This window comes from Treponema sp. UBA7567 (assembly GCF_002476655.1).
Classification (GTDB): domain Bacteria; phylum Spirochaetota; class Spirochaetia; order Treponematales; family Treponemataceae; genus Treponema_D.
In genome coordinates this window covers 1-10815 of sequence record NZ_DLLH01000045.1, presented here as the reverse complement: position 1 = coordinate 10815, position 10815 = coordinate 1, and the positions used below count along the sequence as shown (strand labels likewise).

General features: G+C 40.8%; 9 protein-coding genes. 5 read left to right on the top strand and 4 right to left on the bottom strand.

The window, feature by feature from the left end; all coding sequences use genetic code 11:
- Window positions 1-71 precede the first annotated feature (71 nt).
- Both B3Y13_RS05770 and B3Y13_RS05765 read right to left on the bottom strand, forming a co-directional pair.
- Entirely contained in the window at window positions 72-752 is a 681-nt protein-coding gene (locus B3Y13_RS05770) for a response regulator transcription factor (RefSeq protein WP_296693241.1), read from the bottom strand.
- Window positions 753-784: 32 nt separating this feature from the next.
- Window positions 785-2137, bottom strand: a complete 1353-nt coding sequence (locus B3Y13_RS05765) for a sensor domain-containing diguanylate cyclase (RefSeq protein WP_296693238.1) — start codon at window positions 2135-2137, stop codon at window positions 785-787.
- A gap of 105 nt (window positions 2138-2242) precedes the next feature.
- On the opposite strand from B3Y13_RS05765, the gene B3Y13_RS05760 reads away from it, so the two are divergent.
- Together B3Y13_RS05760 and B3Y13_RS05755 are read left to right on the top strand one after the other, a co-directional pair.
- Entirely contained in the window at window positions 2243-3175 is a 933-nt protein-coding gene (locus B3Y13_RS05760) for an ABC transporter permease (protein ID WP_296019995.1), read from the top strand.
- Between the two features lies 1 nt (window position 3176).
- Window positions 3177-3974: an ABC transporter ATP-binding protein gene (locus B3Y13_RS05755; protein ID WP_296019993.1), complete on the top strand. Its 798-nt coding sequence runs from the start codon at window positions 3177-3179 to the stop codon at window positions 3972-3974.
- Window positions 3975-4035: 61 nt separating this feature from the next.
- Here B3Y13_RS05755 and B3Y13_RS05750 read toward each other — a convergent pair whose 3' ends face one another.
- Window positions 4036-4989: an alpha/beta hydrolase gene (locus B3Y13_RS05750; protein ID WP_296693235.1), complete on the bottom strand. Its 954-nt coding sequence runs from the start codon at window positions 4987-4989 to the stop codon at window positions 4036-4038.
- 182 nt (window positions 4990-5171) lie between these two features.
- On the opposite strand from B3Y13_RS05750, the gene B3Y13_RS05745 reads away from it, so the two are divergent.
- The 3 genes from B3Y13_RS05745 to gltX all read left to right on the top strand — a co-directional run bounded on the left by B3Y13_RS05745 (window position 5172) and on the right by gltX (window position 8814).
- A complete protein-coding gene (locus tag B3Y13_RS05745) occupies window positions 5172-5732 on the top strand; it encodes a hypothetical protein (RefSeq protein ID WP_296667386.1) in 561 nt (186 codons plus the stop codon).
- Window positions 5733-5742: 10 nt separating this feature from the next.
- Window positions 5743-7089, top strand: coding sequence for an MATE family efflux transporter (locus tag B3Y13_RS05740; protein ID WP_296693231.1), 1347 nt, complete (start codon window positions 5743-5745; stop codon window positions 7087-7089).
- A 144-nt stretch (window positions 7090-7233) separates the two neighbouring features.
- Entirely contained in the window at window positions 7234-8814 is a 1581-nt protein-coding gene (gene gltX, locus B3Y13_RS05735; protein ID WP_296693228.1) for a glutamate--tRNA ligase, read from the top strand.
- 152 nt (window positions 8815-8966) lie between these two features.
- Here the strand turns inward: gltX and B3Y13_RS05730 are convergent.
- The coding region (locus tag B3Y13_RS05730) for an iron-containing alcohol dehydrogenase (protein WP_296693225.1) at window positions 8967-10815 on the bottom strand (1849 nt) is incomplete at its 5' end.

The window sequence follows — 10815 nt, the reverse complement described above, 5'->3', positions numbered from 1 at the left end:
ATAAAGACAGTTGCCGTTAATATTGCAGAGAATTTAATAGAAAGCCGGAAAACAACGGAGTTTTTCATTTTTTATTCCACTTTGAGCATTTTATAGCCAATTCCGCGTATTGTTTTTATGTATTCTGTGCCGACTGCCTGGTCAATTTTTGAGCGGAGGTAGCCTACATAAACATCGACTGTATTTTCGTCAATAAAATGACCTTCTCCCCAAACCGAATCAAGAATTTGAGAGCGGGACAGGACTTTTTCCTGATTTTCCATAAAAAATTTGAGCATTAAATATTCGGTTTTTGAAAGATTTAAGTCTGTGTCCGAAAGAGTTACTTTCATGCTGTCAGGTACGAGAACTAACTTTCCGTTTTTTAGCTGGGAATTTTTTGAATTTGTTGTAATTGAACGGCGTAAAACCGCATTCATTCTTGCAAGAAGCTCTTCAATTTCAAAAGGCTTTGCAATGTAGTCGTCGGCTCCTGCGTTTAGACCGTTTACTTTGTCGTAAGTTTCTCCGCGCGCAGTAAGAATTATGACTGGAATGTTTGAATTTTTTCTGATTCGTCTTAAAACTTCAAGTCCGCTCAATTGAGGAATCATTATATCCAAAAGAATAAGATCTGGTTTTTCTTTTTCAAAAAATTCGAGAGCTGTACGTCCGTCAAATGCTGTGCAGGTAGTGTAACCTTCGTGTTTTAGTTCTGCATTTACAAAGTCAGAAATTCCTGCATCATCTTCTACGATCAAAATTTTTTCCATAACTAAAGAACAACCTTTTTTTTAGAAAACAGTTACAGTTTTTCTTTTGAATGTGCAATCCTTTTATCTCTGTACATATGCTTGTCTGCAATTTTTACGACTTCTTCATAATCGCTGCTATCCTGAGGACATCTTGCAAAACCTACGCTTGCTGTAACCTGCATTCTTGCTGTTTCTAGAACAGTTTCTCGCTTTATAGATTCTTTTAGGCGCTCTATAACCGTTTTTACAAAGTTTTCATCATGTTCGCCTGGTAAAATAATCGCAAATTCATCACCGCCGAGCCTGAACGCAAGGTCGCCTTTTCGAATGCTGTTTGAAATTTTTCGTGCAACGATTGTAAGAATTTTGTCTCCCGTGTCGTGTCCTAAATTGTCGTTTATCATTTTAAAATTGTTTAAGTCAAGATAGATAAGCGTATATGGCAATGCCAATTTTCGATATTGCTTTAGAAGTAAAGAAAATTTACGAGCATTGTAGAGATCTGTGAGAGAATCCGTAAATGTCAGTTTTTCAAGATTTTCGTTCCTGTCCTTTGTTGTGACCAAAAATCCAATCAAAATCGAAATGATTACACTGACAAAAAAAAGTATTACGCTGCTTATAAAGAGTTTTGAAGGTGAGTACCAGCCGTCTTTCGGAACCACATAAAGTACCCAGGAAGATTCTTTTACGTTGAATCTTGTTATTACAGGATTGATTAACTCTTTGCTTGTGTTTGAAGAAAGCAAAACTTCGTTGTCAATATAAGGGTCAAATTTGTAGAGTTTGTAGCTGCATGGCGGATTTGAAAAGTTTAAGTAATTCAACGTGTCCTGATCAAACATGTCTTTTATTTTTATATAAGCTGTACAAAAACCCCAGAATTCTCCCTGAATTTTTTTTGTTCTCAGAAAAATTGGATCTTGAAGAACGAGAATAGGTTCATTTTTGTCGAAAAAGTAAGGTCCTGTCAAATAGGATTTTCGGTTAATCTCTGCAAAAGAGGAAAATTTTTTTGTGTACGGAGAATTGTATAAATCAGTTATAATTTTGTCTTTTGGCATTTGCGGAAAAAACTGGCTTGGTTTTCCTTTTGGCGCCAGTTGAATGCACATTATTGAAGGAGTTTGAGGAATAAAGGCTGGAATTATATTTTCAAAACCGCTTACGTCGCCGTTGGTTGCCATTATCATTCCTTCGATATTTTCGTTTATTGGGAGAGCCTTGTCCAATGAAAAAGTGAATAATGTTGCGGCGGTTTTGCTTATTAGTTCACATTGCTGGCGCAGGTGAGTGATTTTTGTGTTATGTGCGTATGAGACTATAAAAAATGCAGAAACAACTAAGAGAGTAAATGTTACTTTTACTGGGAAAATTATTTTTCCTTCCTTAATTAGAAACATACTATGTTATTTTAAAACGAAAACGTTGTTTTTTCCATTGTTTTTTACTAAAATTATTGTTTTTTTGCCTTGCAAGGCTTTGTTTAAAAGTTATAATAAATAATTATGAATATTATAAGCATCGTTATGGCTATGCAGGGTGCCGTTGCACAAGGCGTTTTATGGGGTGTTATGACTTTGGGTGTTTACCTTACTTTTAGGGTTTTAAACATTGCAGATATGACATGCGACGGAACTTTTGCTCTTGGCGGTTCAGTATGTGCCGTTATGGTAATGAATAATTTTAATCCGTATTTTGCACTTTTTGCTGCATTTTTACTTGGACTTTTAGCTGGCGGCGTAACTGGTTTTCTTCACACAAAGTTGAAAATTCAGGAGCTTCTTGCAGGAATTCTCTCGATGACAGCTTTGTATTCTGTTAATATCAGAATTATGGGACGTTCAAATACACCTTTGCTTGGTGCAGAAACTGTAATGAGCCGTATTCAAAGTTTTTTTAATGGAATGACACCAAATATGGCTTCTCTTCTTTCTGGACTTTTGTTTTGCGCAGTATTGATTCTTGTCCTTTACTGGTTCTGTGGAACGGAAATCGGTTCTGCTCTTCGTGCTACTGGAAATAACGGCAACATGGTTCGTGCTATGGGCGTTGATACCGACAAAATGAAGATTTTGGGACTTATGCTTTCTAACGGACTTATTGCCTTGAGCGGCGGTCTTGTTGCTCAGTCTCAGGGATACGGTGATGTTGGAATGGGAACAGGAACTTTGGTTATCGGTCTTGCTTCTATTGTCCTTGGAGAAGCTATTTTTGGCTGGTTTTCGAAAAAATTGCCGTTCTGGTTTACTCTTATCTCTGTAATTTTGGGGTCGATTGTTTACAGAATTGTAATTGCGGTAGTTCTTCAGCTTGGATTAAAATCAAGCGATTTAAAGCTTTTGACTTCCATCATCATCACGATTGCTCTTGCGATTCCAATCATAAAGCAGCAGAGCCTAAAATTTTCTGGAAGATTACATAACAGGCAGGGAGCATAAAATGCTTAAAATTACAAATGTAACAAAAACTTTTAACCCGGGCACAATTACAGAAAAAAAAGCTCTTTTGGGAATAGACCTTACGCTCGAAGACGGTGATTTTGTGACTGTAATTGGTGGAAATGGAGCGGGAAAGTCAACTCTCTTAAACCTGATTGCCGGAGTTCATTCTTGCGATACTGGAAAAATCGAACTGAATGGAATTGATATGACAAATATGCCTGAATACCGCCGCGCAAAATATCTGGGGCGTGTTTTTCAGGATCCGATGCTTGGTACTGCCGCAAATATGGAAATTGAAGAAAACCTTGCAATGGCTTTTAGACGCGGAAAAACACGTTCTCTTGCATGGGGAATAAAAAATTCTGAACGCAATCTTTATTACGAAAAACTTAAGCTTTTGGAACTTGGCCTTGAAAACCGTATGCACAGCAAGGTTGGTCTTCTTTCTGGCGGCCAAAGACAGGCTCTTACTCTCTTGATGTCAACTTTGCAAAAGCCTGATTTGCTGCTTTTGGACGAACATACCGCTGCTCTTGATCCAAAAACTGCCTCTCGTGTACTTGAATTGACTAAAAAATTTATCGAAGAAGATCATTTGACTGCGTTTATGGTTACACACAACATGATGCATGCGATTGAATATGGAAACCGCCTCATTATGATGATGAACGGAAAAATTGTTTACGATGTTCGTGGTGAAGAAAAAAAGAGTCTTAAGGTTGACGATTTGCTTGCAAAATTTGGTGCTGCCGGAGAAATGAACGACAGGATGATGCTTGAAAGCAAAGCCCTATAAAATTTAATTTGGACAAAATTGAGGTCAATTTTTGGCTGTCAATTCTGTCCGTTTTTTTTTGTTATTTTACATAAGTGTCGAGCCATTCAATTGAAAGAGCCTGCCACTTTTTTGCCGTTCCTGATGCTCCCATAATTCCAAAACCATGTCCGCTCGCCGGAAATACGTGAAGTTCTGTGCGGACTCCTGCTTTGCGAAGAGCGGTCCAGTAAGGAATGATGTTTGATTCTGGATTTACTGATTTATCATTGACGGCACAGCAAAGCCATGCGATAGGATTGTCCTTGCTGACGTTTTTTTCGCAGGAAGCTGCGTCTTTTTGAGCTTGAGCTGCTGATTCCCCAAGCAGATTTTTTTGACTTCCAGCGTGGGTAAGACCGTCCTGCATTGTAATTACAGGATACATAAGCATTTGAAATGCCGGTTTTGCATTTGTCCATGAACCGTCTGCCTGTTTGTCTGCCTTGTCCTGCATTTTGTAAACTTCATCGTTGTAGCGCTCTGCAAGAGTTCCTGCAACGTGTCCGCCTGCCGAAGAGCCCATTACTCCGATTTTGTCCGGATTTATGCCGAATTCTTGGGCACGGGAGCGGATTACACGCATTGCTCTTTGCGCGTCGGCAAGTGAGACTGTAGAACTGTCTTTGTGCGGATCGTTTGGCGTGCGGTAAACAAGAACAAAACAAGTGTATCCGGCATCGTTGTATGCTTTTACATACTGAACGCCTTCTTTGTCGTAAACTACGCGCTGGTACGAGCCTCCCGGAATAATTAAAATCCCTGTTTTTTTATTCTGCGATTCTTTTGACGGCTTGTAGACTTCGAAGTAAGGCTGGGTTACGCCGGAAATTATTCTGTCATGAGTGTTTCCGCCTCCGCGCTCTTCGACAGTCTGTGCGATTTTTAGTTTTTCTGAGCCTGGACCTGTTTTTTTTGGCCAAAGCCAGACTTTTTCCTGGGCAAAAATTGAACTGCAAAGAAGAATTGCAGTTACAGCAGCAAGTGTTTTTTTCATTTGTTCCTCCAAGACAAGTATTGTGCTATATTTATAATATAGGATTGTAGCCCCGATTGGAATGGCGCCGCAGGCGTTCGGCTTTGCCGAATGAGCGTGAGCGCAACCATGAAAAGCGGGTTTGACCGAAATTTATGCTCCAAACTTGCATAAATTTATCTTTTAAATTTGGGTGGATTTTTATGACGGAAAATATTCAGGATGCGATTTCGGCTTTTTCGGACAAATTAAAGAGAATTTCGGGCTTTTCGGATGCCGTGCTAAAAAAAGATATTTCGGAAGATGAGATTCTTGAAGAAAAAATCCGGCACAGTGCGCAGGCGTTGCGGTCGAGCGTTGTAAACACTTATAGAATTTATAAATCGCCTTTTGCTGCCCTCGGTAAAAATTCGGGCAGGGCTGCTTCGATTGAAGAGGACGAGGAGGCGCTTTTTGAAGCTTATTCGCTTTTTTCCGGCGCAATGGAACTCAATAAAAAAAATGAAGGAAAAAACGCCGCGACTTATATTTCGAGAGTTGAAATTGCTTCGCCTTTAGCTAAGAAAGCCTGTTATACGGTTGGCGGACAGTTTATCTGGCTTTTTTTGTGGTTGTATTTTGAGAAAAATCGCCGTGATTATTTTCCTTATTTTTGTGAACGGGAAAAAAGCTGGGAATTGTGTTTTAAAAAGTCTGCTAATTTTTTGTTTGAAGGGCGCGAAAAAGAAGTGTTTGAGATTGTAAAACGCGAATTTTATTCATAATATTGCTGTTATGACAAAGGATTTGACGGTTGGAAGGCCGCTAAAAGTTATTTTTGATTTTGCGGTTCCTGTTTTTTTGGGATATTTGTTTCAGCAGTTTTATAACCTTGTAGATACGATTATTGTCGGTCAGTTTTTGGGAGTTTCGGCTTTAGCTTCTGTTGGTTCTACAGGGTCGCTCAATTTTATGATTATTGGTTTTTGCATGGGACTTTGCTCTGGGTTCGCAATTCCTGTTGCTCAAAAGTTTGGTGCAAAAGATTTTTGCGGAATGAGGCAGTTTGTCTTTAATTCTGCTGTTTTGGGCGGAATTTTTTCAATTGTTCTGACTGCGGTTACTGTGATTTTTTGCAAGCCGCTTCTCGTACTTTTAAAAACTCCTGCCGACGTTGTTGATGGCGCTTATGATTATTTTGTGGTTATTCTGGCTGGAATTCCTGTCGTAATTCTCTATGATCTTCTTTCTGGAATAATACGTGCTGTTGGCGACAGCAAGACACCTCTATATTTTTTGATTTTTTCTGCAGTTTTAAATATTATTCTTGATTTGATTTTTATTGCTTGTTTTGGCTGGGGAATTCCCGGCGCTGCCTATGCGACTGTTATAAGCCAGGGAATTGCCGGAATAATCTGTTTTTTTTATATGCACAGAAAATTTGAAATTTTAAGGTTGAATAAGGAAGACAGGATTTTTAGTTCAAGGAGGAGTCTTAGCCTTCTTGGAACTGGTGTTCCGATGGGGCTTCAATATTCAATTACAGCAATCGGCTCTGTAATTTTGCAGGCTGCGGTCAACGTTCTTGGATCAGTTTATGTTGCTTCGATTGCAACTGGAGCTAAAATAAATATTTTTTTTGCGACGCCTTTTGATGCTTTAGGAACAACAATGGCGACTTATGGCGGACAGAATGTCGGCGCAGGAAAAACTGAACGTTTGAACAGCGGGCTTTTTAGCGCCTGCATTATCGGTTTTATTTATTCTGCCTTTGCATTTGTCGTGATGTTTTTTGGAAGCGAAGCGTTGACCAATCTTTTTATGAACAAAAATGAAGCGCCTGAAGTTGTGGAGCTTGTCTGTAAAAATGTGCGCATGTTTTTGCTTGTAAACAGCGCCTGTTATGTTCTTTTGGTTCTTGTGAATGTCGTAAGGTTTATGATTCAGGGAATGGGATTTTCAACGGTTGCTGTATTTGCCGGAGCATTTGAACTTGTTGGACGAGGTGTAATCGGAGTTATTTTTATTCCGATGTTTGGATTTGCCGCTGCTTGTGCTGCGAGTCCGTTGGCTTGGCTTTTGGCGGACAGCTTTTTGATTCCTGTTTTTTTCTGGTGCTGCAAAAAATTAAAGAAAAAGTAGATTTTTTTTACCATAGTTGCCCAGAAGTTCTTATTTTCAGTATAATGAAAAGATAAAATTGTTTTTTTATAGCCTGAATGCTGGATTTTAAATTTGGAATTTAGGGAATTATAAAATTCATTTATTGAATTTAAGAGGAATGACATGGAAAATATTAAAGAAGTTCGTGTTCGCTACGCTCCGTCTCCGACTGGAATGCAGCATATTGGCGGTGTAAGGACTGCGCTGTTCAATTATCTTTTTGCGCGCTCAAAGGGCGGAAAATTTATTTTGCGTCTTGAAGACACCGACCGCACACGTTACGACGAAAAATACGTAAAAAATCTTTATGATACTCTTGCCTGGCTTGGAATTGACTGGGACGAAGGCGGCGACAAGGGCGGTGAATACGGTCCTTACGTTCAGAGCGAGCGTTTCGAGCTTTACAAAAAATACGCGAACGAGCTTATTGAAAAAGGCGAGGCTTATTATTGTTTCTGCGATGCTGAACGCCTTGAAAGAATCCGCAAAATTCAGACAGAAAATAAAATGGCACCTGGCTATGACAGAAACTGCCGGCATTTGACAGAAGAAGAAGTAAAAGAAAAGCTTGCTTCTGGAGTTCCTCACGTAATTCGCTTAAAGGTTCCGATGGAAGGCGAGACAAAATTCCACGACCATATTTTGGGCGACATTGTATGGAAGAACGAGGATATTTCTCCTGACCCGATTCTCTTGAAGTCAGACGGATTTCCGACTTACCACCTTGCGAATATTGTTGACGATCATCTTATGAAGATTTCGCACGTTATGCGCGCTCAGGAATGGATTCCTTCAACTCCGCTCCACGTTCAGATGTACAAGGCTTTTGGCTGGGAGCATCCTGAATTCTGCCATCTTCCAATGGTAAACGGTTCTGACGGAAAAAAACTTTCAAAACGCCACGGTTCAACTTCTCTTAATGAGTTCCGCGCGCGCGGCTATCTTCCGCAGGCAATTATAAACTACGTTGCGCTTTTGGGATGTTCTTATGAAGAAGGAAAAGAGTTTTACACTCTCAAAGAACTTGCAGAAAAATTCAGCCTTGAACACTTGAATAAAGCTCCTGCTGTTTTTGATTACAAAAAACTCGAATTTTACAATGCAAACTATATTCGTCAGCTTTCGACAGAAGAACTTTACAAATGGACTTTGCCGTTTATTACTGGAACAGGAGACGCGACTCTCGAAATCAATCCGGAAAATCCGCAGCCAAAACCAAATGTTGGTCCTCAATTCTCTGGAGTTGCGCTTGGAGAGGACGGAGAGCCTTATTGTGTTGACAAGTCGATGAATATGACGAGCGAAGACGTAAAAGAAACCTTGATGGGACTTATGCCGCTTATTCAGGAAAGATTGAAGTTCTTGACCGAAGCTGCGGAAATGGTTCGTTTTATGTTTACAGAACCTGCAGTTCCTTCTGCAGACCAGATTATTCCAAAAAGAATCGATGCCGCAAAAACTAAGGAAGTTTTGGAGGTTGCAAAAGAATTTGTTGCAGCAGTTTTTGAAACTGACCACGAAGGCGCAGAAAATTTTGCAAAGGCAAAGGCAGAAGAACTTGGAATTAAACTTGGCGACTTTATGATGCCGATTCGTATGGCAGTTACTGGAAGCCGTGTTTCTCCGCCTCTTATTGGTTCAATCCACGTCCTTGGAAAAGAGCGCAGCCTTAAGAGAATAGAAAGAACTATTGCAACACTGTAGTTTTTGAAAAATATTCTAAAACAATAAAAAATGGCCATTAAATCTGAATGAATAACAGACAAATGACCATTTTTTTGGAAGAAAAAGAGTTTGAAAGAGGAAAAGAAACCTTTAAAAAAGGTGTCTTTTCCTCTTTTTTATTTTTTCATCTTTTACTTTTCAAAAAATTCTGTTGTTGAATATGCTTCCTTCAAGATTTTCTGCATATCAGAAACCATCGGAACGCGCGGGTTTGCAGGTGAGCACTGGTCTTCGTATGCAAGGTAAGAAAGTTTTTCAACAGCGTCCATCCAAGCCTGCTCGTCGATTCCCTGGCTCTTGAAGTTCATCTGGATTCCGACCTTCATTCCAAGCTCGCCGCACGCTTTCGCATAAGACTCAACGCCTTCCGCAGTTGTCTTTGCAGGAAGACCGAGAATTCTTGCCAGCTCAGCATAGCGTTCTGCGGCCTTGTAATAGTTGTACTTCGGCCAAGTTGAAAGCTTTTCTGGCTGCGCGCCGTTGTAGCGGATTGTGAACGGAAGAAGAATCGCGTTTGCGCGTCCGTGCGGAACGTGGAATTCGCCTCCGACCTTGTGAGCCATTGAGTGGTTCATTCCGAGGAATGCGTTTGCAAAAGCCATTCCGGCAAGACATGAAGCGTTGTGCATTTTCTCTTTCGCCTCAACATCGGAAGCGCCGTTCTTGTAAGAACGCTCAAGATACTTGAAGACCATCTTGATTGCCTGAATGCAAAGTCCGTCTGTAAAGTCGCTTGCAAGAGTTGAAACAAACGCTTCTGTCGCGTGCGTCAAAACGTCCATTCCGGTGTCCGCAACGATTTTTGGAGGAAGCCCGTATGTGAAAGTCGGGTCGATAATCGCAACGTTCGGAGTCAAAGAATAGTCTGTAAGAGGATATTTCTTGTGCTCTTCCTTGTCTGTGATTACTGCGAACGGAGTCACTTCAGAGCCGGTTCCAGATGTTGTAGGAACGCAGACGAGCAACGCTTTTTTTCCAAGTGCAGGATAGCGGAACGCGCGTTTTCGAATATCCATAAACTTCTGCTTGAGGTCGTTGAAGTCTACATCAGGATTCTCGTAGAAAAGCCACATTCCCTTTGCGCAGTCCATTGAAGAGCCGCCGCCAAGCGCGATGATTGTGTCAGGCTCGAACGAGCGCATAAGCTCAACGCCTTTTCTGACAGTCTGAATAGAAGGATCCGGCTCGACATCGCAGAAAAGCTGGTACTGAATTTCGTTTCGGTTGAGCTTGAGCTGGTCAGTGATTTTGTCAACGTAGCCGAGCTGAACCATAGAGCGGTCAGTTACGATAATCGCCTTGTGAATCTCCTTCATCTGGTGGAGATATTCGATTGAGTCGCGCTCAAAGTAGATTTTTGAAGGAATCTTAAACCACTGCATATTGTTTCTTCTCCGTCCAAGTTTCTTGATGTTCAAAAGGTTCACCGCGCTGATGTTGTCGTCAGTCGAGTTGTGTCCGTAAGAACCGCAGCCCAAGGTCAAAGAAGGAATGAACGAGTTGTAGACGTTTCCGATTCCGCCGAATGTTGAAGGCGAATTCCAGATGATTCTGATTGCAGGAACAACGTCGCCGAAATGCTCGGCAATTTTTTTGTCTGTTGTGTGGATTGCGGCCGAATGTCCGAGTCCGTTGAATCTTACAGAGCTTTCAGCCTTTTTGATTCCGTCCTCAGTTGAATTTGATTTTACAACTGCGAGAACAGGGGAAAGCTTTTCACGTGTGAGGCACTCAGGAACACCGATTTCCTTGCATTCCGCCAAAATAATGCTTGTCTCGGCAGGAATTTCAAATCCGGCATTTTTTGCAAGAACGACTGGATTCATTCCAACGATGTCAGGGTTCAATTTTGCAACGCTCGGGTCTCCGTCAACTCCGAACATATACTTCTCAAGATTTTTCTTCTCGTCCGCAGAGCAGAGATAAGCCTTGTATTCCTTGAACATTTTCAGCGCGTCAGAATAAATCTCTTTGTCGATA

Coding starts and splice junctions, on each gene's coding strand:
- B3Y13_RS05770 (WP_296693241.1), bottom strand. CDS start 752: ATGGAAAAAATTTTGATCGTAGAAGATGATGCAGGAATTTCTGACTTT.
- B3Y13_RS05765 (WP_296693238.1), bottom strand. CDS start 2,137: ATGTTTCTAATTAAGGAAGGAAAAATAATTTTCCCAGTAAAAGTAACA.
- B3Y13_RS05760 (WP_296019995.1), top strand. CDS start 2,243: ATGAATATTATAAGCATCGTTATGGCTATGCAGGGTGCCGTTGCACAA.
- B3Y13_RS05755 (WP_296019993.1), top strand. CDS start 3,177: ATGCTTAAAATTACAAATGTAACAAAAACTTTTAACCCGGGCACAATT.
- B3Y13_RS05750 (WP_296693235.1), bottom strand. CDS start 4,989: ATGAAAAAAACACTTGCTGCTGTAACTGCAATTCTTCTTTGCAGTTCA.
- B3Y13_RS05745 (WP_296667386.1), top strand. CDS start 5,172: ATGACGGAAAATATTCAGGATGCGATTTCGGCTTTTTCGGACAAATTA.
- B3Y13_RS05740 (WP_296693231.1), top strand. CDS start 5,743: ATGACAAAGGATTTGACGGTTGGAAGGCCGCTAAAAGTTATTTTTGAT.
- gltX (WP_296693228.1), top strand. CDS start 7,234: ATGGAAAATATTAAAGAAGTTCGTGTTCGCTACGCTCCGTCTCCGACT.